Below are 21883 nucleotides of genomic sequence, written 5' to 3' on the forward strand. Positions count from 1 at the left end.
AAGACACTACTTTACGGGCAAGGTACGGGAAGCACTGGGTTTGGGTCACTTTTGCTTGGATGCAAACGGCCCATGCACAGTACGCCATCAAATCCCTGTCCACTGGTATTTCGGATATAAACGTGATCTGAAACAACTAAAGCAAACGCACAAGGTATTGATTTACAATGTTTTGTAGCTTTAATCCAATCGATACCTATTCTATTTCCGGCCACCAGGTGCTGCGCGACTCATAGCGCTGGCGAAAACCGGCCCACGCCTGCAAGCCGCCCGTGTGGACGGCCACCACGGTGCTGCCCGGCTCAAAATAGCCTTTCGCAATCAGGTCGAGCACCCCGAACAATAGCTTGCTGGTGTATAGGGGATCGAGTAGGACGCCATGCCGCTGCTGAAACTCACGGATGAATGCCAACAGCGGCGGCGAAAAGCTGGCGTAGCCCCCAAAATGGTAGTCCGTTTGCAATGCCCAGTTGGTATAACGCTGTCCAACAACCTGTTGCGTGAGAGCATTCACATCGTTGCGCAGGAAATCACCGCCTTTCAAGGCTGCTATGCCCACAGCCTGACGCGTGCCGGCAAGGCCCGTGAGCAAACCGGCCAACGTGCCCCCAGTGCCACAAGCCACGCACAACGCATCAAAGGCCGTGTGGGCAGCTAATTCCGTTACCAGCTCAGCGCAGCCGCGCAGGGCCAGCGCATTGGTACCACCTTCGGGCACAACGTACGCCGGGCCGGTTTGCGCTAGTAGCTCCGCCTGAACTGCCGCTTCGTGCTTGCGACGGTACGTGTTACGATCGAGGTAGCGCAAGGTCATGCCGTGCGCCACGGCCTGCGCCAGCGTCGGATTTAGCTGATCATCCTGGGCCAGCTGTAGCTCGTCGCCACGCACCACGCCAATAGTATTGAAGCCGTATAAATGCCCAGCCGCCGCGACGGCGGCCAAGTGATTGGAGTAAGCCCCGCCGAATGTCAGGAGCGTGTCGTGGCCTTGTTTGCGGGCCTCCAGCAGGTTGTATTTGAGCTTGCGCCACTTGTTGCCGGGTAGCTCCGGGTGGCGCAGATCATCGCGGAGCAGCAGCAGCCGGATGCCCTTTTGCTGGACAACCGTCTCCAGAATATCTTGTATAATTATCTCATTATCAATCATTTACTAATAATATAAAAATCCATCGCCTGTCATCTTAGGAGAAAGATGACAGGCGATGGAGGCTGTTAATGACGCGCGGCCTGGGCTGCTTACGCTACCAACTGCTGCTCTTCTACTACCGGCTCAGGCTTTTGCCGGATTGCATATACCAAAGCCCCCAGCAGGGCCAGAATCAGGAGAACGGAAGAAACCAGCGATACCGTGTTGCCGATGGCGTAGGCCTTGGGCTCGAACTTAAACTCGATGATGTGGTGCCCAGCGGGCACGGGCATGGCACGGAGCACGTAGTTGGCGCGCAGGTGCGGCACCGGTTTGCCGTCGAGGTAGGCGTTCCAGCCGTCGGCGTAATAAATTTCCGAGAACACCACGAAGCCGTCCTGCGCGGCATTGGCGTCGTAGCGCAGTTCGTTGGGCGAGTAATTGGTGAGGCGGATGGTAGAGCCAGCCGCATTGTAAGTGGTCTTGTCGAGAGGGAATTTCGAGGCATCCACGACGGCCGTAGTAGCCACGTTGAGGTTAGTAAGCGCCTGAATTTCTTGGTCGGGGTTCTGCACTTTCTGTACTTCGCTCACAAACCAAGCGTTGCCCAGGGCGCCGGGGTTGCGTTGCACAGGCTGCTTAGGATCGCCGGTGATGAGGTAACGCATGTTGAGCATGTTGAGCACGCCGGGATTGTTATTGGAAATCTGTCGCTCAATTAGGTCTTGGTAGCGGCGCAGCTTAGCGCCGTTGTAGCCCCCGATGCTCTTGTGGAAGTACGACGTATTGGCCTCACTGAAAGGGTTTTGCAAATTCAGCACGCGGTAGCTCAGGTCTTTGTCCTGCAGAATTTGCTCATCGACTGCGGTCGGTACAAACTGCTGGGCTACGGTTTCGCGCTGGAAGTTGCTGTCGTTGAGGTAGCGCTTGTCCACGGTCCAGAGGTCCACCAACGTCAAGGCGGCTACCAACATAGCCGCCAGCGACACCGACAGCTTGCGCTGCAAATAGAAGTACAGGACGCCACCCGCCATCAAAATGAACACCAACGAGCGAAGCACGTCGGTACGCATCAGGCTTGCGCGGTCTTGGCGCAAGGCATCTAGCGGGAAGCCACTTTGCTGCAACTGAGCGTCGATAGGCGAAGCGAAATTAGCGCCTAACCCAAACAGGAAAGCCAGGATGCAGATGCCGGCCGTGATGCCCACGGCGTAGAGCAGTTTGCGCTTCAAATCGGCTGTTTCGGCAGTGTCCACTGCTTTCGGGGCCAATGCCGGATGTGAACCGGCCGGTAGCGGTGCTGTTTCGGGGCGTGTGCGCAGGACGCGAGACAGGGCTAAGATGCCCAGCAGCGGCATGGCCAATTGCGCAATCACGAGTGCCATCGACACAGCCCGAAACTTGTCGTAGCCGGGGAAGTAATCAAACATGAAGCCGTTGAACGACTCGAAATTCTTGCCCCAGGCCAGCACAATCGACAGGATGGTGCCGATCAGCAACCAAATGCGCGTGCGGCGATCGGCGACAAACAAGCCCAGCACAAACAGCAAGCACACAACCGCGCCCACATACACCGGTCCGCTTGTGCTCGGCTGATCGCCCCAATAAAGCGGCAATTGGCTCAGGTAGTCGCGTAGCTGTACGGGCGGGACTCCTAGCTGCGAAAGGGCTTGCCCCGTAGCCGAGCTTTCACTCAGCTTGGCTTGCGAAGCTCCACCGAAGTAGTTGGGAATCAACAAGGTAATGGTCTCGCCGACACCGTAGCTCCACCCGAAAGCGTACTCCCGATCGTGGGCGGTGCTGGCCGATTCACCATCGGCAGGGGCTGGCGCTTCTTGGCTGGGCGCAGTTGGCAATGGCGTTTTCAGTTCCGACTTGCCGCGGTTGGAATACTTGCTGTATTGTGCCGTAACGTAAAGGCGGCCAAAGCTCACCCCGACAGCCAACACGCTTGCCGCCAGCAGTAACGCTGTGCGGTTCAGGAAAGCAGCCGTGCGTTTTTCGCGCACCGCAAACACAAGTTCCACGATGCCAAACACCAGCACCAGCAGCAGCAGATAATAGGTGATCTGAACGTGGTTGGAACGCAGGTTCATCGTCAGACCCAATGCAAACAAGGCCGCACCCAACCAACGGTTGCGCCGAAACGTGACCAGCAAACCCGCCAGCACCAACGGTGCGTAGGCCAGCGCCAACGACTTGGTATTGTGCCCGGCTGCCAGAATGACCAGGTTATAACTGGTAAAACCCAACGCGATGGCACCGGCGACGGCTACTAACGGTCTCACGCCCAGCGCGATAAACAACACATAGCCACAGAGCAGCGCCAAAAACAAATTGGCCACCACCGCGGGCAGATGCAGCGTGAAAATCTGGTGCAAGTACACCGACAAGTCGCCCGGGAAGCGGGTACTGATCATGTAAGTGGGCATGCCGCTGAACATGGAGTTTGTCCAGAGGGCTTCTTGGCCGGTTACCTCGCGGTATTGGGCAGCTTCGTGCGCCCCGCCGTTAAACTGCACGATATCGTGCTGGGCCAGCGTTTTGCCTTCAAACAAGATCGGCGAGAAATACACAGCGGCCAGCGCCAGAAAAAATACAACGGCCAACAGGTGCGGCAACACCCGTCGCCACAGTGGCACGCTGCCGGAAGAAACGGTAGTCATGAAGCGTAAAAAGAATCGGATAGGTCCCGCCAAATCCCCCGATCTGGCCAGGCAGCCCGAAGGTAGCCTGTTTATTTCATTTGCAGCAACCTACCGCTCGGAGCAGCGCTTTGGGCTCAGCAGCAGGTTAAAAAGAGAGTTTATGCTACGCTGTGCTATAGCAGGCAACCACTCAAGCGTTAGTTAACCTCCTCAAAATCAACGTATTCCCCACCTTTAAACTCCGTGGGTTTTGATTTTTTTTGCTTGGGTGGCACGTAATCTACATGGACCTCCCCTGGGGAAGAAGGCGGAGGGGCCGTGGGAGGCGTAAAGGGCGATTCGAAAGGCGTACCACCAAATTGCTGCCCGTACTTGCGGGCTTGCTTCTGCACAAAAGCCCCCACCAACAGACGCAACACCACGGGTACAACGTAGCGTACGACAAAGGAAATGATGAGCAGCGTCAGGATGAACTTAACCATTAAGGAACGTCCGAAGTGGCGGGATTAAGAATTGGGTTGAAAGTAAAAATCGGCGGTAGCAGGGCTGGCCAGCTCGGCCGCCGTGCAGGGCACAAGTTCCAAACGCGCAGACAACTGAAATGGTTTGTAGCCCAGCGAATCTAGTAGCGCTACCACGGCCTGGCGGTTTTCGAGGCCGTTTAGCTCGGTTTGGATTAGCGGCCGGAAGCGGCGCAGCGTGCCCTGCATATGGCGAAACACCTCGTATTCAAAGCCTTCTACATCGCACTTCACGAAGTTGAGGCGAGTGAGGTCGGCGAAGAGCTCGTCGGGTTGGCGCATGGGCACGTCGTAGGTGCGGGCATACTTTTCGGCCGTGTTGCTGGCGGCTACTTTGGTCATGCCGTGGTGCAGCAGGCCGTCGCGCTCAGGCGTGCCCATTTGCACGGTGGTGTTTTGGCCGCCTAGCGCGTAAGGCAGCAACGTGAGATTGTCGTACCCACTCAAGCGCACGTTGTCGCGCCAGATTTGCTGAAACAGCGGAATGGGCTCTACGGCCAGTACTTTCCCTTTTGGCCCCACCAGCTTTGACAAGGCCACGGAGTAATACCCCAGGTTAGCCCCAATATCAATACAGGTAAACCCTTGACTTACAATCTTTTGCAAAAAGAATAATTCCGGATATTTCTCTTTGCCCCAGCCAGCGCCCACCAGTCGCAAATACACACGACTAACCAAACGGATGTAGCGCTCGAAGCCAAGCGCCCGGACGAGGAGTTTGCGGAGTTCTTTCATTACGGGCGCAAAGATGCCGGAAAGGCAGCAAATGCCTGTTATACCCGTGCTCGGAAAGCCTGAGGATGCAAGAGCATATGCCGCCTACTGGACTTGTACGCCGGCCAGCTGCTTTGCTACCAAATAAGCAGCCGTTTCCGTTGCCTTTTCGCCCAAATTTATGGATATTATATCCTGCTATTGTTATACTCTTTTACTACTATCAGGATGTTGAAATCGTGGTATCTGATTTTCATCGCCGGGCTGCAATGCAGTTTTGCCTACGCCCAATTGGCGGTGCCGGGGTATATCATTACGAACCATAACGAAGTGATTCACGGCGCCATCCGCATCCAGGACCCGGTGAAGCAACAACACGAAGTAGAATTCATTGCGCTCAATGGCCAAGGCTACACCCGATTTGACGGCAGCCAACTGATGGGGTACGGCTACATCACCAAAAAAGACACTGTTCGCTACGTCTCCACAGTTGCCACTGCCAAAACCGAGCATGGCAAGACCAGTCGGCTTTTCCTGCGGCAACTCTGTGCCGGTCCGGTGCAACTTCTGGATTACTATTTTCCTGTTTATTACAGCGGCATTTCCCAATCGCAATACGTCACCAATTACCGGTACCAGGCGCCGCCAGCGTCCTATCTGGGCCGGGTCGATCATTCTGTGCTGGTTTGGCGAGCGGGGCAGGCTGGCTTTGTGGAAACCCGAGCTTGGAAATTTCCTCAAGAGGTAGCAGAATATTTTGCTGATTACCCGGCTCTGAAGTCCGATCTGCACGCCGGCCGCTACCGCCGCCGCGACTTGCAAGCCATCGTGCGGCGCTACAACACATGGCAACTAGCCCAAACGACTAACACTGGTAAGTAGCTACCGCACAGGCGTTTACTTACGAGCCTTACTCCAGAGCCGCGACGCGCCTGCCGCGGCCAGACCGCCTAATAAGTACCACGCTACAGTCATGGCTTTCGTTTGGGGCGTGCGGTTGCTAGGCGCTTTGCCTAAGCCCATCGGACCGGGCAACAACACGCCACCCACGCCCGCGGCCAGCCCCAGCAGAGCACCTCGCCGCCAAGCGTTCTTACCCCGGCCGATGAAGCTGTAATACAAACCGTTGCTGAGCAAATCGCCGGCCAACGTCATGTAATACAATGTTTTGTGGTTGGGAGCGGCAACACCGGCTTTGTCGAAGAGCTTGCGCAGGCCGCGCTCGCCAAACAAATCCATGCGCGGGGCATCGTCGCGCCGAATACGGCGGACGGTTTCGTGCACCACGTTCAACACGACGGCTCCGGCCAGTCCGCTGCCCAAAGCCTGTGGTAATGCCGAAGATTTGCCAGATTTTGCCATAACCCTCAAAAGTAAAACGCGGCGCCCCGCATACGTGAGTAGATATGCGTTACAACGGCCGCCCAAGCGTGTAGGTTATACGGGTGTCGGCACCCGGCCCGGCTGCAAAAAAATGCGGCTCCCACTTGTGACATTTCTGTGGGCCTGCCTATCTTTGCCCTCCCCAGTGGCGCTGCCACTGCGGAAACGCCTTCTTAGCTCAGTTGGTAGAGCAGCTCATTCGTAATGAGCAGGTCGCAGGTTCGAGTCCCGTAGAAGGCTCTTTGCACGAAGCCCCGTAGTCAGGTATTGATCTACGGGGCTTTTTGTTGTTTGCCTGCCGCAAACGATCACAAAAAAGGCCAGATTCCTAAGAATCTGGCCTTTTTTACAACTACTTATTAATCAATCGATTACAAACCGTTGTCATAAGAGTCATCGGCCATGTTTGAGGCCGAGCTGCCGCTGCTCCGATAACCTTGCTGGCTAGCCGATGGGCCTTGATCGCGGCGCTGGCTTTGGTTGCCGGAACCGGAGGTGTAGCCCGAGTTTAGATCGGAGCCGTAGCCCGAACTAGAGGAGCCGGAGCTGTACTTCGAGCTAGAGCTGGAGCCGCCACGGTAACCCGAGTTAGACGAGTCAGAGCCGTAGCCGCTGTCAGAACCGTAGTTGCTGCCGCGGTAGCTATCGCCGGAAGAGCCGCGCTTGTTGCCCCACGATTTGTCGTGCTTCGATTCTGATTTTTCACCTTTCGAGCGTAGCGCCAAGAATACACCGCTACCAACTAAGGCGGCGGCTCCGACGGCCAGCCACTTCTGGCTGCTGCTCATGTTGTTAACCTGCTCTACGGCTTTGTTGCTCCAGTCTTTTACCTGGCTGAGATTAACGTTCTCCAGCAACGACTTGATGCCGCCTTGCGACTCCTGATTTTGGTTCTGGCGGCTGTCACCTCTGGAAGCGCCCATATTCCCCGAGCCCGAAGAAGACGAGCCCATACCCGAAGAGGCATTGGCGTCTGAGCTGCTCGTTCTGCTGCTGGAGGCGGTTGAGGCCGAGCCCATGGCAGCATCCTGGTTTTGGTTGCTCTGATTGGAAGCGGAAGAACCTTGTGGCTGTGCAGCCGAAGATGATTTGCTAGCGCCGGCACCCGACGAATTGGGTTTGTTAGCGGACGAATTCTGGTTGTTTTCCATGATACGGGGTGGTTATGTAATTAGGAAAGACTAAGTGCGCCTTTTGCAAGATCGCATAGCAGTCTATTCGTAATTCGGGGTCATGGGGTTGCAAATGGGCCAATACTTTTCGTTACGCTTGGGCCGGGCAACCTTCTGGGTTGTTGGCCAGTACCTGAAGGATTGTCCTTTATCAACTACCACCTCAATCATTCTTTCAAACTATGGCTAAGGATCCCAATCTCTCCGTGGCTCTCGTAACCGGGGCCGCCAGCGGCATTGGCCAAGAGCTCGCGCATTTGCTCGCCAAAGACCAATACCAGCTCATTCTGGTCGATCAGAACCCCGGCGGCTTGCAAGGCTTTGCCGATCATTTGCAGAGCGTCCATCACATTCAGCCCACGCTTATCACGCAGGATCTCAGCCAACCCGGCGCGGCCCAACGTGTGTACGACGAAGTGAAAAACAAAGGCCTGCAAGTCGATATCTTGGTTAACGACGCAGGCTTCGGTCTCGCCGGTCCGTTCCTAGATGCCGACATCAACCGGCACGTGGCCATGATCAACACCAACATCACGGCCTTGATGGAGCTCACGTTCCTGTTTGGGCGCGACATGAAGCAGCGCAACAAGGGCCGCATTCTGCAACTGGCGTCGCTGGCTTCGTTTCAACCCAACGCCAACTTGGCGGTGTACGGCGCCACCAAAGCGTTTGTATTGTCGTTTACGGAAGCCATCACGGCCGAGCTGCAAGACTCAGGCGTGACCATCACGGCATTGTGCCCCGGCGCCACCGAAACCGAGTTTTTCGTGACGGCCCACGCCGAAGACACCAAAGAAGGCCAGAGCAAGAAAGCCGACCCGAAAGATGTAGCTAAAGATGGCTATGAAGCCCTGATGAGCGGCGAGCCGCGCGTGATTTCAGGCGTCAACAACAAGGTAATGGCGACCATCACCAACGTAGTGCCCGACAAATGGCTGGCGGCCATGAGCAAAAAGCAATTTGAGCCGGCAGCTAAACAATAAGCTGTCTTTCTAGATTTTACTTCGGCTGCCGCCTTCTGCTTGAAACAGAGGGCGGCAGTTTTTTACCCTACTCAGCAGCAAGTACCGACCCCATGGAAAAGCGTTTTCAAGACAAAATATGCCTGGTTACCGGCGCCACGTCCGGCATTGGGCGCGCAACGGCCATCCGGCTGGCGCAGGAAGGCGGCCGGGTGGCGGTGCTCGGCCGCAACGAGCAGGAGGGCCAAGAAGTGCTAGCTGCCATTGAGGCGGCTGGCGGCGAGGCCATCTTTCTGGACACCGACTTGGCCGACGATGCCCAGCTTGCGGCAGCCGTGCAACAAACCCTCGACAAGTGGCAGCGCATCGATGTGCTCATCAACGACGCCGCCATGATGACGTTCAAACCCATAGTCGACTTGGACCCTAAGGATTGGGATAAGCTGATGAATGTGAACATTCGGGCCCTGTTCCGGCTCTGTCAGCTGTGTTTACCGCACATGCAGGACGGCCGCATTGTGGCCGTCAGCTCGGTGCACGCCCACGAAACCACTGCCAATGTCGTTCCCTACGCAGCCAGCAAAGGCGCGATGGAAGCTTTTGTGCGCGGTCTGAGCCAGGAAATACCGCATTCCAAAGCACGCATCAACGCCGTAGCGCCCGGAGCCGTCGATACGCCCATGCTTTGGGACAACCCCAACGTAAAAAGCGGCGCCGAGAAAGTAACCGGGCAAGTCGGCACCCCCGAAGATTTAGCAGCCGCTATTTGCTTCTTGGCTTCCGACGAAGCCAAGTTCATCAACGGCACCACGCTCGTCGTAGACGGCGGCCGTCTCGACGCTTTATAAATCCTTTATTATCAATTGATTACACAAAACAAGCGGGGGCGACTATCTATGTGATAGTCGCCCCCGCTTGTTTTGTGTAGGGTAGCACGGACTGCAAGTTCGGCGCTATCCCTTTTTCCGTTTGGGGCCAACGCCCTTGTGGCGTTCTTCGGGAGCCGGCAGTGGCAAGCCGCCGGCATACAGGTGCGCTTCGCACTCGCCGGCTTGGCGGGCTTCGGCTTCGAAAGGAATGTTGTAGTAGCCGTGCCGCACCCAGCCCAGCAGGTACTTCCACAGGAACCCCCAATAGCCGTGCTCGCGAAACTGGCGGATGTGGCACATCTCGTGCGCCACCCAGTGCGGATCGCGCAAAAACTCTTCGCGCGTAGCGCCGCTCAGGTGGATGCTATTGCCCAATACCATGGCCACGCTGCCGCTCCCCAATTTGAGGCGAGCAACGCGGGCAAAAGGCGAATTTTCGATGATGCGCGGGAGCTCCATAAACAACTGAAAACGAAGGGGAAATATACGCGGTGTACAACTGGACAGTTTTATATTATCTCAAGAATTATTTGCCATTTTATTGAACTCAGCAAAGAAAATCGTGTAAAATCCGGGCCAAAACTTGGACCGCAGATTTTTTATGACTTAGCTTTAACTAATGGCGCAAGAAGAATTCCCGCTTCTACGGCCATTTGTAAAACGCATTTTGCCCACACTTTATCACCACTTCAGGGACTCGAATTACTCGAAGCAAAACGACCCGACGGCCTTCCGAAAGTTTTCGGAATCCGCCTTTTGCCACCCTACGACGGACAATGAAAAACAGCCTCCTGTATTGCCTCGCCGCTGCCTCCATGGCCCTTTCCTTTTTCTTTGAAAGAAGCCCCGATTCTCACCTACGCAACCGCACCAACGCCCCCATTATTGCCGAAGCCTCGCTGCTTCCTGATTTCAGCGGCGGCAAAGAACACCTAGCCGCTTCAGCCTCCTACCGCGACTCGCTGGCGTATCATTACTACTCCCAAACTCTAGGCCTGAATCTGGCCTATACCGAGAATAAGGACTTGCTGCGTACCGTAACCGACTGGCTCGGAACTCCTTACCGCTACGGCAGCAACTCCAAAAAGGGCACCGACTGCTCTGGCTTCGTGACCCGCGTCTTCAAAGAAGTATACGGCATTACCCTTCAGCGCAGCTCGCGCTCCATGTTTCAGAACGTGCAGCGCGTCGCGAAGGACGAAGTAAAGACTGGCGACCTAGTGTTTTTTCGTCGCGGTCCGGGCCAGCCCATCTACCACGTTGGCATCTATCTGAAAGACGGCAAGTTCGCGCACTCGGCCTGCAACGGCGGCGTGATGGTTAGCTCCCTTAACCAGGCTTATTACCACCGCAACTTCTACGCAGCCGGCCGCGTTGAAACCGAATAGCGGTCGCCGATGATCAGTTTTCAAGCCTCGTTCTTCCGAACGAGGCTTTTTTTGTATCCATTTGCCGACGCAAAGCCCGCAAAACCATTTTGGGCTGAAACAGTATAGAGAGGCAACCGCCGAAGCCGCCTGCGGCCACAGCGTCTCTCCCCTTTTCATTTTACTCCTATGGACGCCAAAAATCCCAACGGGGAGCACATTGCTTCCTCCCCCCTCTTCAAGAAATTCCTTGGAAAGGCTGAAGAATACCTCAAAAAGCCTTCCCGCATCAAGACGCTGCTCAACGACGCCTACCAAAAGGCCAGCGACAAAAAAGACATCGGCACCATTGCGCACGAAGCTTGGGAAAGCCTGCAACTGTTGCTACGCTTGGTAAAAGCCTCGGCATCAGGCGAATACACGGGCTTGCCGACTACCACCATTGTGGCAGCGGTAGCCGTTATCATCTACTTCCTGAGCCCGATTGACCTGATCCCGGATTTTATTCCGGTGCTGGGCCTCTTGGATGACGTAGCGCTGGTAGCCTGGTTTACGTCGACGCTGACGGGCGAACTGGACAAGTTTGCGGAGTGGGAAGCGACCCGCCCTGTGGTCGTGAGCGACCCGAAGGCCAGCGATATTCGCCCCGGTTCGGCCTCGACGCTGCACACTTCCAGCGATGGCACGAGCACCGGTTCCGGCCCCAAGCCCAAAGGCGAAAGAGTGGGCGCGGTTGAACACTTCGAGGAAACCAAGGAATCGACTAAGAAACACGGCACCGAAGATCTGAAGCCCGCTTCCAGCTCGGTTTCCAATACCGATTCTGGCATTTCGTCCCCCGACAGCAGCAATCCCAACCCCAGCCTGACCGGCCCCACCGACCCGGATCCTAACCCCAATGCAAAGATTCACTCGGACGCCGCCTACAATACTGATGGCAGCCGTACCCCCAACAACGGGCCTAATGACACGGGTGGCAATGTGAGATAATTATCTCATAATCAATTAATTACAAAAAAGCCCGTTCCTCATGAGGAACGGGCTTTTTTATTGGCCTATTCTGCCGTGCATGCCAGAGAACCGCGAGGCTGAAAACGCAAACAGTTGTGAGGCCTTATTGCTGAACCAGGGTCTCACAACCGTTTGGGGTTAAGCGGCACGTTCGGCTTCGGGCGTGTGCGTAGCCACGTACGTCACGAAATCGCCGACGGTAGCCAACGGCACCTCATCGGGAATGGTGATGTGAAAGCTGCGCTCCAGTTCCAGAATAATATCCACCACGTCGACGGTGTCGAAGCCCAGCTCGCGGCTCAGGCTGCTTCCGATACGCAGGCGACGGGGCTTAATAGCCTTGCGCTTGCTGATGATGCGCAACACTTGCTGCTCGATGGATTTGGGGGCGGAGGTCGTTGAGGTGATCATAAGGGTAACGACGTTGAACGGATAAGGAAGGGTAAGCAATCGAAAATCGCTGGGCGCTAGCTGTCTTTTGTTAATAACTTGGCTATCAAAGCCTTGTAATTACCCAAAAGACAGCCAGCACTTCAGTATTCATTAGTATTCGGCCAAAATCGGCGGCTGCGCAGCTTCTACTTCTTCAGCGTCGGCAATGGCTTCATCGGTTGTATCGTCGGCGCGGCGGCCGGTGATTTTCTCACGGATGCGCTCGTTGAGCAGGTACATCACGGGCACTACCAGCAGCGTAATCATGGTGGCGAACACCAAGCCGAAGATGATGGTCCAGGCCAGCGGGCCCCAGAACGTTACCGATTCGCCCCCGATGAAGAAGTGCGGCTCAAACGAGTTGAACAGCTCGTAGAAGTCGATGTTCAGGCCAATGGCCAGCGGAATCAGACCCAGCGTGGCAGCCGTAGCCGTCAGGATTACCGGGTTCAGACGCGTGCGGCCGGCCATCACGATGGCCTCTTTCAGCGGCATGCCCTGTGAACGAAGCATGTCGGTGAATTCGACGAGCAGAATACCGTTTTTCACCACGATACCTGCCAGCGCAATGATCCCCACACCGGTCATCACGATGCTGACGTTCATGCCCGTAATGGCCAAGCCCAACAGCACCCCAATAACCGAGAAGATGATTTCGGTGAGGATGATGAGCGGCTTGCTCACGGAGTTAAACTGGGTCACGAGCACCAAGAAAATCAGGGCAATGGCCCCCAGAGCAGCTACGCCGAGGAAGGAGCTGGTTTCCTGCTGGTCTTCCTGGGCGCCCCCCATCCGGATGCTATAGCCGGGCGGTGTGGGGTACGCTTTCAGCGCCGTCTCGATCTGGCGAACCACATCGGGACCGGTGAAACCGGTCAACACATTCGACGAAATCGTGATCACGCGCTTCACGTCTTTGCGCTTAATGCCGCCGTAAGTCGTGCCGTAGTTTACGCTGGCGACCGACGAGATCGGTACCTGACGAATGGCGCCGGTGGCGTCGCGGAAGGTCAAGGGCGAATTCAGAATGGCGTCGATATCATCGCGATACGGTTTGGCGTAGCGCACCTGAATTGGATAATCGTCGTCGGCCGTCTTGAATTTGCTGGCTTCGTAGCCGTAGATGGCCGTGCGCACTTCTAAGCCAATTTGGCCGGTGCTGAGTCCTTCGCGGTTGGCCCGCGTCCGGTCGATGTTGACCGCAATTTCGGGGTTACGGTCTTCCAGATTCGAGCGCAGGTCTTCGATGCCGCCGATTTTCAGCGAGTCGACGTAGCGCTCTACTTTCTTCGAGAGTTTCGCCAACTGCTGGTAATCGTCACCAACCACCTCAATGGCAATCTCTTTGCCCGTGGGCGGACCGCTGGCCTCTTGGTCAACCGAAATCTCGGCGCCGGGGATACCTTTTACGGCTTCCCGAATCTTGTCTAGGTAGGTGCTGGTAGCCGGACCGGTGCGCTCACTGGTTTCTTTGAACGCCACGGCCACTTTTGCCAAGTTCGACTGCGACGTACCCGAAGCCGAAGCTTCGCTGGGGTCGGAAGCGCCGATGGCCACGTTGCTGATCACCGATTCCACGTCGTGGTTGTTGCGGCCGACCACGTTGTAGACGCGCTTTTCCAATTCGCGTGCTACCGAATCGGTTACTTCTACCCGCGTGCCCACAGGCATTTTCAGGTAGGTATAGATGAACTTCGGATCGCCTTTCGGGAAGAAATCAACCTTTGGCTGACGGGCCACTACGGCGAAGATGGACACCACAAACAGCACCACCATGCTCAGCATCACCAACACCGGGTTGCTGATGGCCCAGTTGACCAAGCGCGCGTAGCCGTTCTGGAAGCGCGGCAACAGCTTGGTCTGGAAGCTGGCGATACCTTTGTTAAATACAAATATGTTCAACCAGATAAAGGCTGCTATAAATAGCAGTAGGTTACCAATGAAGTGACCGTGCTCTTTGAAGAACCCTGGAGATTCAGTACTAACCCCAGCTGAGACGCCAGGCGCTACAGCCACGCTGGCTCCTGCAGAACCATTCATACCAATTAGATTGAACAGTACGCCCAACCCAACCAATGCTGCCGTCCAGATCAGCAGGTTACGCGTCACTTTGGGCTTCTCGCCACTGTGATGGTCTTCGCGCTGCATGAACGACACGGCAAACACCGGATTCATGATGAACGCCACCAGCAGCGAGGCCATAAGAGTAACTATCAGTGTTACAGGTAGATAGAACATAAAGCTACCCACGATGCCCGGCCAGAACAGCAGCGGCACGAAGGGCGCAACCGTCGTCAGGGTACCGGCCAATACCGGCACGAATACTTCACCCGCCGCGTACTTAGCGGCTTGCGCCGTTGTCAGGTTGGGATGCTCGTGCAGCAAGCGGTGGGTGTTTTCGATGACCACAATGGCGTCGTCGACCACAATGCCCAAGGCGAGCAGGAAGGCGAACAGTACAATCATGTTCAGCGAGAAATCTAGCACCGGCAACATCAGGAAAGCCAGGAACATCGAGATCGGCACGGACAAGCCCACGAACAGCGCGTTGGTGGTGCCCATGAAGAACATCAGGATCAGCGTCACGAGGATGAAGCCGATGATGATCGTGTTGATCAGGTCGTGGAGCGTTACGCGCGTGTCGTTGGAGGTGTCGCCGGTCACGGTGATGGTCAACTCCTTCGGCAGGGTCTGCTTCGAGTCTTTGATGATTTGCTGAATCTTATCGGAAGCGTCGATCAGGTTTTCGCCCTGGCGCTTAATTACGTTCAGGGTGATGGCCTGCTTGCCGTCGAGGCGAGCGTACGATTCGCGGTCCTTAAAGGCATCTTCCACGGTGGCAATGTCGCCGAGGCGCACGGCCGAGCCGTTGAGGTTTTTCACCTGAATATCAGCGATGTCGGCAGCCCGCACATACTGGCCGGCCACGCGCACGGCGCGTTTTTGGTCACCTACGTCAATGGAGCCACCCGAAACGGTGATGTTCTCGCTCTGGATGGCGCGCTCGATATCCGAGAAGCCCAGGCGCGAAGCCCGTAGCTTGTTCAGGTCCACGTCCACGTTTACTTGCTGCTCCAAGGCCCCAATGATATCGACGCGGGTGATTTCGGGCAGGGCTTCAATCTTGTCCTGGAAGTCGTCGGCGAACTTCTTCAGCTGGGTAATCGGCAGATTACCAGCCAAGTTGATGTTCATGATCGGCATCTCCGACAGGTTTACTTCCTGCACGGTAGGCGGCGTGGGCAAGTCGTTGGGCAGCTCGTTGCCGGCTTTGTCTACGGCATCCTTAATGAGCTGCTTGGCATACTGCACGTCGACGCCCGAGTCAAACTCCACGTCCACGATGCAGTAGTCTTGGTTGGAAGTGGAGTTGATTTTCTTCACTCCGTTCACCGACTTGATCTCTTTTTCAAGCTGGCGGGTCACCAAGTTTTCGATGTCGGTCGGCGACGTGCCCGGATACACCGTAGCCACGATAATACGCGGGATAACGATATCCGGGAATTTCTCTTTGCCCAGCTTGATGTAGGCAAATATCCCCGACACGCACAACAGCAGCGTAATAATATATATGCTGGTCTTGTTATCAATCGACCAGCTGGTCGGCTTGAATTCTTTTTCTATGTCTTGCATGCTGATTTGGGTCGTAGGAACGGCTCACCGCCGCCCGTTATTTAGTCCACAATCATCAGGTTGAAATCGCTCGAAGGGCTTAGGCAAGCAGCCCAGCCAGTCGCTTTACAGCGATACGACCTGCCCTTCATTAACATTCTGATAACCAGCTGAAATCACCTGATCATCCAGTTTCAATCCCTGCGTTACCTCTACTTTCCCGTTGTAAGTAGCCCCGGTCTGGATAATGCGCTTGGTGGCCACCTTCCGATCGCCCTTCTGCTCCACCACGTACACATAACTGTTCTGCTCGTCTTTCTGCACCAGATCAACGGGTAAAACGGTCGCGTTCGGGCGGTCGTAGTTCTCAATGCGCACCGTAGCCACCATGTTGGGGCGCAGCTGCGCGGCTTCTTTGCTGTTCACGCGTATTTCCACGGTGAACGTGCGACTGGTTTGGTTGATCGTGCGGCCTACTACCCGCACCGTCGAAGGCACTTCCTGCGCCCCCAAGTCCGGGATGGTCACCAGGGCTTTATCGCCCGCTTTGATGCGGTTGGCATACGCTTCCGATACGTCGGCCAGAATCTTGCCGCCGCTGCCGCTTACCACACGGGCTACCGGCGTGCCCGGCGACACGGCTTCGCCGAGCTTGGGCAGCACATCGTCGACGGTGCCGCCGAAGGGAGCTACCACGTTGTACATGCTGCGCTGTTGGTTGAGCGTGGCGAGGTTACGTTGCAGGGCTTCGTAGTTATTCTTGGCTTGCAGGTACTGAATTTCGGTGCCAATCTGCTGCTTCCAGAGGCGGCTCTGCTTTTCATAGACGACGCGCGCCAAGTCCATGCGCGTGCGCAGCTCCGCAATGCTGGCATCCAGAATAGAGGCATCGATGGTAGCCAGCACCTGGCCTTTGCCGACGCGGTCGCCGCGCTGCACCCGGATGCTGGTGAGCGTACCGGCAGCGCGGGCCGCTACGTTGGCCGACTGGTCGAAATCGACGCGGCCCTGCACTTCGAGGTAGCTCTTAAAGGTTTCGGGCTGCACCTTGATCACCGATACGTTTACGGCGTTCGGAGCGGCCGCCGCGGTTTTCGTACCCGTTTTGGCTTCCAACTCGGCTATTTTGGCTTGGTTAGCAGCCTGCTCCTTTTTCAGGTTGGCAAGTTCGGCGGCCGGGTCTTTCTGACCGCAAGCAGCCAAGAGAGACAATGCCAACAGAGCCGCGGAAGTAGTGTATTTCATGGGGAAAAAGCTGTTCGCTTTTAAGGAAGAACGGTACATAAGAAAGGGGGCGCGTGCCACTTATTACTTGGAAGTGTAGAGAGTGCCGGCCGCTTTGTCGAAATCGACTTTTGCCACCAGTGCGTCATAAATAGCTGAGTAATAATTAGTTTGCGCTTGGCGCAAATCCGTCTCAGCAGTAATCACTTCGAGGTTGGAGCCTACGCCCTCCTGAAATTTGATTTTGGCTACGCGGGCCACGTTGGTGGCAAGGTCGAGGTTAGCTTTCTGGTTGGCCAAGATGTCCAGCGAGTTTTGCAAGCTGGTTTCGCCCTGGCGGCGCTGGAGGTCAATGCTTTGCTGAAGCGTGGTAAAACCTTTGTTTGCTTGTTCGAGCGCGAGTTTTCCCTGCTGAATCGAGTACTTCTTGCGGAAGCCATCGAACACCGGAATCTGGAGTTGCAAGCCGTAGTTGCCGAAGCCAAACCAGTTTTCGTTGAGAATAGACCGGCCGCTGGGCGACTGATACGTTGAGTTAGGACCACGAAACTCCAACAGGCCGCCGAGCCGGGGGTCCGAACCAATAAAGCCGTAATTCGCCACAAAGTTTAAGGTCGGGAGGTAGCCGGCCTTGCGGTTGCGGATGTCGAGCACCGCCAGATCGCGTTGGGTTTCAAGCACCGAATACTCTATGCGCTTGCTATAGTCGAACTCGTCGCCGGCGCTTTTGAGCTTGTCGCTTGCGGCCTCTACCAACGCCGCATCGAGGCGGTCGGTGAGTTGCACGGGCTGGCGCTGGTCGAGGCCCATCTGAAACTTGAGCAAGGCCACGCTCAGGTCGATCAGGCGCCGGGCGTTTTGCTCTTCAATTTTGAGGTTATTGACCTGCACCTGCAAGCGGTCCACGTCGAGTTTTTCCACAAACCCCTGTTTGAAAGTCTGTTGGGTCTGGTAGAGCAGCGTATCGAGCCGGCGCACGTTGCGGGCAAGCAACTCCAAGCGTTCGCCGGCCACTAATGTGCTGTAGTAGGCTTTCGAAACCTGCTCCACTACGTCAATCTCCGTCTGCTTGGTTTGCCGCACCGACAGTTGCTCGTAGGTTTTGGCAGCCTTTAAGCCAATCAGGTACGAGCCGTTGAACAGCTGCTGCGAAAACGAAGCCGAAGCATTGCCCTGGTAGCGCAAGCCAAACGCCAACGGCGTAGGGCCACTCGATTCGACTTTGGTATAATCGGGCGACAAAATCACCGTTTTGCCGCTGTTTACGTCGGACAGCTGCTGGGGCGTGAGCGTGGCGCCGTTGAGCGTACCGGGCCCGCCGGTGAAGGCACCGAAATCGACCAGCGACTTCTGCAATTTGTAATTGTCTGTAATTGAGCTATTTACATTCAATTGCGGCAAGCCCGAGGCCCGAATCTCACCGACGCGGGCTTCAGCCACCTGCTCATTGATACGCTGGGATTGTAGCGTCGATTTGTTTTGCAGAGCGTAGTCAATGGCCTGTTGGAGGCTCAGTGCCATGGGGGCACCGGTTGCCACCGGCTGACCGGTGGCGGGCGTCTGGGCAAGCAACTGGTGCAGACCTAGAAATCCCAGCACGCCAAGAAGCAGCAGGAAGCGGAGCGAATTTTTCATAAACGACAAAAACGGTAAGCGAAAAGAAGCAAGGAAGGTCATTTGGCCTCCGCCAGGTGGCGGTACTGGGTAATCAGGTTATATCCTTCTAACGTAACCAATCCTAACATAAAGTGCTCAGCATGAATCAGTTGCACCCTACGCGGCTCAAACTGGCTGGCTGGATAAACCTCCGGGTTGAAAGCCAGCTCGATCTCCGCCAAGCGAAGGCGCGCCAATACATCCACGTCGAGGTCGGGGCGGTATAGGCCTTCGCTGATGCCCCGTTGCAGGTTGCTTTCTATCTGATTGAGAATGAACTGGTTCTTAAACCTGAGCCACATCTGCCAGGTAGCAGGGTGGTATTTCTGCAGATCGTAGAAGATGCTGGGATGCACGTCGGCAAATTGCTTTTTCATCCATCCCATCATCACGAAGAGCTCTTCAATGGCCGACGAAGCGCGCTGGCTGAGCACGTCGCACTCGCGTTTGTTGAGCAGAAGGTGATGCTCCATTACACCATATACAATCTGGTCTTTGTTCTCAAACCATTTATACAGCGTCTTCTTGGACATCGCTAGGTGCGAAGCAATGTCGTCCATCGACACACTTTTGATGCCGTTGCGCATGAACAGCCCTTGTGCCGATTGTAAAATGCGGTCTTTGATTTCCATGATTCCGAGGCAAAGATACGGTGGAAACTTTTATTGATCCCAAAGTTTCCATAATCTTTTTACTATCTATTTTCGCCTCGGAATAGTTCCTTATTGCTATAGACGCACAAGCCGCCGCTTTACCCTACGCTCCAGCAATTTTTTCTGAAAAATTTTCGGTGGCAGCGCCGGGCCGTACCTTGTCGGGCAATAGTTGAGTATTCGTCCCCTAGTTCTTCCCGTATGAAAATCCGCACCGGCTTCGGCTATGATGTGCACCAGCTCCGCGAAGGGTTGCCCTTTTGGCTCGGAGGCATCCAAATTCCGCACACCCACGGCGCGCTCGGCCACTCCGACGCCGACGTGCTTATCCACGTCATCTGCGACGCCCTGCTGGGTGCCGCCAACCTGCGCGACATCGGCTTTCACTTCCCCGATACCGACCCGCAATACAAAGGCATCGACAGCAAGCGTCTGCTCTCGGAAGTGGTGCGCCTGCTGCGCGAGCGCGGCTACACCATCGGCAACATCGACTCGACCGTGTGCCTGGAGCAACCTAAGGTGAACCCACACATCCCGGCCATGCAGGCTACACTAGCCGAAGTAATGGGCATTCCGGCAGATGACATTTCCATCAAAGCCACTACTACTGAGAAACTTGGCTTTGTGGGCCGGCAAGAAGGCGTTGCGGCTTATGCTACGGTGCTGATTGTGAAGCCCTAAGCCGTGTGGTTGAGAGCCAGCGGCTGAACCTTACTTTTTCAGGCCCGGTTTTCTGCCTGTATTGGGGTAGCAACCTTCTCTACCCTGGCGTGTCTTTCGCCGAATCACTCCACCCGTTTTTCTTTTGTTGCCAACCTGCTTTTCATGAAAAAATACTCCTTCTACGCCCTGCTGCTGGCCGTCTGCTGCGCCACCACAGCCGGAGCACAGAACGCGCCCGACAAAACCAAAGTCAAAATAAAGCGCAAGTCGGAAGCGGCCACCTCAGCGCCGCAAGCCGCAGTTGCCCCAGCTCCTGCTGCCGACCTGGCCCAAACCTACGGCAACACCATCACGCAGGAAGATCTGCGCAAGCACCTGTCTGTTCTGGCTTCCGACGCGTACGAAGGCCGCGAAACCGGCGAGAAAGGCCAGAAAATGGCGGCCGAATACATTGCGAAGCAGTTTGCTGATCTGGGCCTGACAGGTCCGGTGAAGAACTCCGACAACCCTTACTTGCAGCACTTCACCATGGAGCGCTCGACCTGGACCGACGCGGGCACGCTGAAAGTAGGCAGCCAGACCTACAAATGGATGACCGATTTCTACGGGTATGGCAACTCGCCTTTCCAGACGGCGACCGTGGTGCAGCCCGTGTTTGTGGGCTACGGCATCGAGCAGGATGGCTACTCCGACTATGCTACCGCTGGCGACGTGAAAGGCAAAGACCTCATCGTGTTGCTGGGCGAGCCAATGTCGGCCGACGGCAAAGCGCTGCTGGGCAAAGACGGCAACCCTAGCAAATGGGGCAATGAATACCGCGCCAAAGCGGCCGTAGCTACGCAGAAGGGCGCACGCAGTGTGTTTTTCGTGGATCTGAACCCAAACAGCAACTTCGGCAAAACAGCGGCACGGATGGCTCCTTACTTGGCGCGCCCGAGCATCGCGTTTAAGGATGCAACCCAGCCGGGCCGCGCGGCCATGTTCTTTGTAGCGCCGGCCGTGGCGTACCAGATGCTCGGCACGACCCAAACCAACCTGGCAAAGTACACGGCTGCCGTCAACAAGGCAGGCAAGCCTGTAGCTTCGACTTTTAAGCCCGTCAAATTCACCATCACGGCGCCCAAAAAGAAGGAAGACTTCACGACGGAAAACGTGCTGGGCTTTATGGAAGGCACCGACAAGAAAGATGAGATCTTGGTGTTATCAGCTCACTACGACCACATCGGCATCATCAATGGCCAGGTAAATAACGGCGCCGACGACGACGGCTCGGGTACCGTAACGGTGCTGGAAATGGCCCAGGCGTTTGCGCAGGCGAAAAAAGAGGGTCACGGCCCGCGCCGCAGCATTCTGTTTCTGACCGTGACGGGCGAAGAAAAAGGCTTGCTGGGCTCGGAGTACTACACCGACCATCCGGTGTTCCCGCTGGAGCAAACCATTGCCGACCTGAACACCGACATGGTAGGCCGCACCGACAAAGAGCACGAAGGCAAACCAACCTACATCTACGTCATTGGCTCGGACAAGCTTTCGTCGGAGCTGCACAATATTGTGCTGGCTAACAACGAGAAATACACGAAGATGGACCTCGACTTCCGCTTCAACGACCCGCAGGATCCGAACCGCTTCTACTACCGCTCCGACCACTACAACTTTGCCAAGCACAAAGTACCAGTGGCGTTCTTCTTCAACGGCGTGCACGACGATTACCACGGTGCCGGCGACGAAGTAGAGAAAATCGAATTCCAGAAAATGGAGCCGCGCGCCCGCCTGGTTTTCTACTCGGCCTGGGATTTGGCTAACCGCGACAACCGCATCGTGGTGGATTCGAACAAGCTGTAATTCAGCCGATTACCGCTTTGCTTCGTAA

18 protein-coding genes, 1 tRNA gene and 1 pseudogene are annotated in these 21883 nt (G+C 55.9%); 8 read left to right on the forward strand and 12 right to left on the reverse strand.

What is annotated here, in order from left to right:
* Positions 1 to 196: 196 nt before the first annotated feature.
* From H9I52_RS17180 to H9I52_RS17195, 4 genes are all read right to left on the reverse strand, one after another.
* On the reverse strand, positions 197 to 1147 hold the full coding sequence (locus tag H9I52_RS17180; RefSeq protein ID WP_187454892.1) for a 1-aminocyclopropane-1-carboxylate deaminase/D-cysteine desulfhydrase: 951 nt from the start codon (positions 1145 to 1147) through the stop codon (positions 197 to 199).
* Positions 1148 to 1236: 89 nt separating this feature from the next.
* On the reverse strand, positions 1237 to 3792 hold the full coding sequence (locus H9I52_RS17185) for a YfhO family protein (RefSeq protein WP_187454893.1): 2556 nt from the start codon (positions 3790 to 3792) through the stop codon (positions 1237 to 1239).
* A 179-nt stretch (positions 3793 to 3971) separates the two neighbouring features.
* Complete coding sequence (locus H9I52_RS17190) at positions 3972 to 4256, reverse strand: DUF4834 family protein (protein WP_187454894.1); 285 nt, start codon at positions 4254 to 4256, stop codon at positions 3972 to 3974.
* Between the two features lie 24 nt (positions 4257 to 4280).
* Positions 4281 to 5030, reverse strand: coding sequence for an FkbM family methyltransferase (locus tag H9I52_RS17195; protein ID WP_187454895.1), 750 nt, complete (start codon positions 5028 to 5030; stop codon positions 4281 to 4283).
* Positions 5031 to 5237: 207 nt separating this feature from the next.
* On the opposite strand from H9I52_RS17195, the gene H9I52_RS17200 reads away from it, so the two are divergent.
* A complete protein-coding gene (locus H9I52_RS17200; protein WP_187454896.1) occupies positions 5238 to 5891 on the forward strand; it encodes a hypothetical protein in 654 nt (217 codons plus the stop codon).
* 15 nt (positions 5892 to 5906) lie between these two features.
* On the opposite strand, the gene H9I52_RS17205 is transcribed toward H9I52_RS17200, so the two are convergent.
* The gene (locus H9I52_RS17205; protein WP_187454897.1) at positions 5907 to 6371 is read right to left on the reverse strand and encodes a hypothetical protein; all 465 of its coding nucleotides are present in this window, start codon (positions 6369 to 6371) and stop codon (positions 5907 to 5909) included.
* 188 nt (positions 6372 to 6559) lie between these two features.
* Between H9I52_RS17205 and H9I52_RS17210 the strand changes: the two genes are divergently transcribed.
* Positions 6560 to 6632: transfer RNA gene (locus tag H9I52_RS17210), tRNA-Thr, on the forward strand.
* Positions 6633 to 6763: 131 nt separating this feature from the next.
* Here H9I52_RS17210 and H9I52_RS17215 read toward each other — a convergent pair.
* Entirely contained in the window at positions 6764 to 7543 is a 780-nt protein-coding gene (locus H9I52_RS17215) for a hypothetical protein (RefSeq protein ID WP_187454898.1), read from the reverse strand.
* A gap of 203 nt (positions 7544 to 7746) precedes the next feature.
* On the opposite strand from H9I52_RS17215, the gene H9I52_RS17220 reads away from it, so the two are divergent.
* Positions 7747 to 8547: an SDR family NAD(P)-dependent oxidoreductase gene (locus H9I52_RS17220; protein WP_139514950.1), complete on the forward strand. Its 801-nt coding sequence runs from the start codon at positions 7747 to 7749 to the stop codon at positions 8545 to 8547.
* A gap of 92 nt (positions 8548 to 8639) precedes the next feature.
* Complete coding sequence (locus tag H9I52_RS17225) at positions 8640 to 9374, forward strand: SDR family NAD(P)-dependent oxidoreductase (protein WP_187454899.1); 735 nt, start codon at positions 8640 to 8642, stop codon at positions 9372 to 9374.
* Between the two features lie 105 nt (positions 9375 to 9479).
* Here the strand turns inward: H9I52_RS17225 and H9I52_RS17230 are convergent, their stop codons facing one another.
* Complete coding sequence (locus tag H9I52_RS17230) at positions 9480 to 9854, reverse strand: hypothetical protein (protein WP_139514952.1); 375 nt, start codon at positions 9852 to 9854, stop codon at positions 9480 to 9482.
* A 317-nt stretch (positions 9855 to 10171) separates the two neighbouring features.
* Between H9I52_RS17230 and H9I52_RS17235 the strand changes: the two genes are divergently transcribed.
* Positions 10172 to 10783, forward strand: a complete 612-nt coding sequence (locus tag H9I52_RS17235) for a C40 family peptidase (RefSeq protein ID WP_139514953.1) — start codon at positions 10172 to 10174, stop codon at positions 10781 to 10783.
* A gap of 168 nt (positions 10784 to 10951) precedes the next feature.
* Positions 10952 to 11305 (forward strand): annotated as a pseudogene (locus H9I52_RS23100) (YkvA family protein); the annotation flags it as partial.
* A 606-nt stretch (positions 11306 to 11911) separates the two neighbouring features.
* On the opposite strand, the gene H9I52_RS17245 reads toward H9I52_RS23100, so the two are convergent.
* The 5 genes from H9I52_RS17245 to H9I52_RS17265 all read right to left on the reverse strand — a co-directional run bounded on the left by H9I52_RS17245 (position 11912) and on the right by H9I52_RS17265 (position 19329).
* Positions 11912 to 12184: an acyl carrier protein gene (locus H9I52_RS17245; RefSeq protein WP_139514954.1), complete on the reverse strand. Its 273-nt coding sequence runs from the start codon at positions 12182 to 12184 to the stop codon at positions 11912 to 11914.
* Positions 12185 to 12316: 132 nt separating this feature from the next.
* Positions 12317 to 15838 carry an efflux RND transporter permease subunit gene (locus tag H9I52_RS17250; RefSeq protein WP_187454900.1) on the reverse strand — a complete coding sequence of 1174 codons (3522 nt, stop codon included), beginning with the start codon at positions 15836 to 15838 and terminating at the stop codon, positions 12317 to 12319.
* 105 nt (positions 15839 to 15943) lie between these two features.
* The gene (locus H9I52_RS17255) at positions 15944 to 17062 is read right to left on the reverse strand and encodes an efflux RND transporter periplasmic adaptor subunit (protein ID WP_187454901.1); all 1119 of its coding nucleotides are present in this window, start codon (positions 17060 to 17062) and stop codon (positions 15944 to 15946) included.
* Positions 17063 to 17125: 63 nt separating this feature from the next.
* On the reverse strand, positions 17126 to 18676 hold the full coding sequence (locus tag H9I52_RS17260) for a TolC family protein (protein WP_187454902.1): 1551 nt from the start codon (positions 18674 to 18676) through the stop codon (positions 17126 to 17128).
* Positions 18677 to 18714: 38 nt separating this feature from the next.
* Positions 18715 to 19329 carry a TetR/AcrR family transcriptional regulator gene (locus H9I52_RS17265; protein ID WP_187454903.1) on the reverse strand — a complete coding sequence of 205 codons (615 nt, stop codon included), beginning with the start codon at positions 19327 to 19329 and terminating at the stop codon, positions 18715 to 18717.
* A 222-nt stretch (positions 19330 to 19551) separates the two neighbouring features.
* On the opposite strand from H9I52_RS17265, the gene ispF reads away from it, so the two are divergent.
* On the forward strand, positions 19552 to 20031 hold the full coding sequence (ispF, locus tag H9I52_RS17270; RefSeq protein WP_139514959.1) for a 2-C-methyl-D-erythritol 2,4-cyclodiphosphate synthase: 480 nt from the start codon (positions 19552 to 19554) through the stop codon (positions 20029 to 20031).
* Between the two features lie 144 nt (positions 20032 to 20175).
* The gene (locus H9I52_RS17275) at positions 20176 to 21855 is read left to right on the forward strand and encodes a M28 family peptidase (protein ID WP_187454904.1); all 1680 of its coding nucleotides are present in this window, start codon (positions 20176 to 20178) and stop codon (positions 21853 to 21855) included.
* Positions 21856 to 21883: the final 28 nt, after the last annotated feature.

Source organism: Hymenobacter sp. BT491, assembly GCF_014349165.1.
GTDB classification, from domain to species: domain Bacteria; phylum Bacteroidota; class Bacteroidia; order Cytophagales; family Hymenobacteraceae; genus Hymenobacter; species Hymenobacter jejuensis.

Coding starts and splice junctions, on each gene's coding strand:
- H9I52_RS17180 (WP_187454892.1), bottom strand. CDS start 1,147: ATGATTGATAATGAGATAATTATACAAGATATTCTGGAGACGGTTGTC.
- H9I52_RS17185 (WP_187454893.1), bottom strand. CDS start 3,792: ATGACTACCGTTTCTTCCGGCAGCGTGCCACTGTGGCGACGGGTGTTG.
- H9I52_RS17190 (WP_187454894.1), bottom strand. CDS start 4,256: ATGGTTAAGTTCATCCTGACGCTGCTCATCATTTCCTTTGTCGTACGC.
- H9I52_RS17195 (WP_187454895.1), bottom strand. CDS start 5,030: ATGAAAGAACTCCGCAAACTCCTCGTCCGGGCGCTTGGCTTCGAGCGC.
- H9I52_RS17200 (WP_187454896.1), top strand. CDS start 5,238: ATGTTGAAATCGTGGTATCTGATTTTCATCGCCGGGCTGCAATGCAGT.
- H9I52_RS17205 (WP_187454897.1), bottom strand. CDS start 6,371: ATGGCAAAATCTGGCAAATCTTCGGCATTACCACAGGCTTTGGGCAGC.
- H9I52_RS17215 (WP_187454898.1), bottom strand. CDS start 7,543: ATGGAAAACAACCAGAATTCGTCCGCTAACAAACCCAATTCGTCGGGT.
- H9I52_RS17220 (WP_139514950.1), top strand. CDS start 7,747: ATGGCTAAGGATCCCAATCTCTCCGTGGCTCTCGTAACCGGGGCCGCC.
- H9I52_RS17225 (WP_187454899.1), top strand. CDS start 8,640: ATGGAAAAGCGTTTTCAAGACAAAATATGCCTGGTTACCGGCGCCACG.
- H9I52_RS17230 (WP_139514952.1), bottom strand. CDS start 9,854: ATGGAGCTCCCGCGCATCATCGAAAATTCGCCTTTTGCCCGCGTTGCT.
- H9I52_RS17235 (WP_139514953.1), top strand. CDS start 10,172: ATGAAAAACAGCCTCCTGTATTGCCTCGCCGCTGCCTCCATGGCCCTT.
- H9I52_RS17245 (WP_139514954.1), bottom strand. CDS start 12,184: ATGATCACCTCAACGACCTCCGCCCCCAAATCCATCGAGCAGCAAGTG.
- H9I52_RS17250 (WP_187454900.1), bottom strand. CDS start 15,838: ATGCAAGACATAGAAAAAGAATTCAAGCCGACCAGCTGGTCGATTGAT.
- H9I52_RS17255 (WP_187454901.1), bottom strand. CDS start 17,062: ATGAAATACACTACTTCCGCGGCTCTGTTGGCATTGTCTCTCTTGGCT.
- H9I52_RS17260 (WP_187454902.1), bottom strand. CDS start 18,676: ATGAAAAATTCGCTCCGCTTCCTGCTGCTTCTTGGCGTGCTGGGATTT.
- H9I52_RS17265 (WP_187454903.1), bottom strand. CDS start 19,329: ATGGAAATCAAAGACCGCATTTTACAATCGGCACAAGGGCTGTTCATG.
- ispF (WP_139514959.1), top strand. CDS start 19,552: ATGAAAATCCGCACCGGCTTCGGCTATGATGTGCACCAGCTCCGCGAA.
- H9I52_RS17275 (WP_187454904.1), top strand. CDS start 20,176: ATGAAAAAATACTCCTTCTACGCCCTGCTGCTGGCCGTCTGCTGCGCC.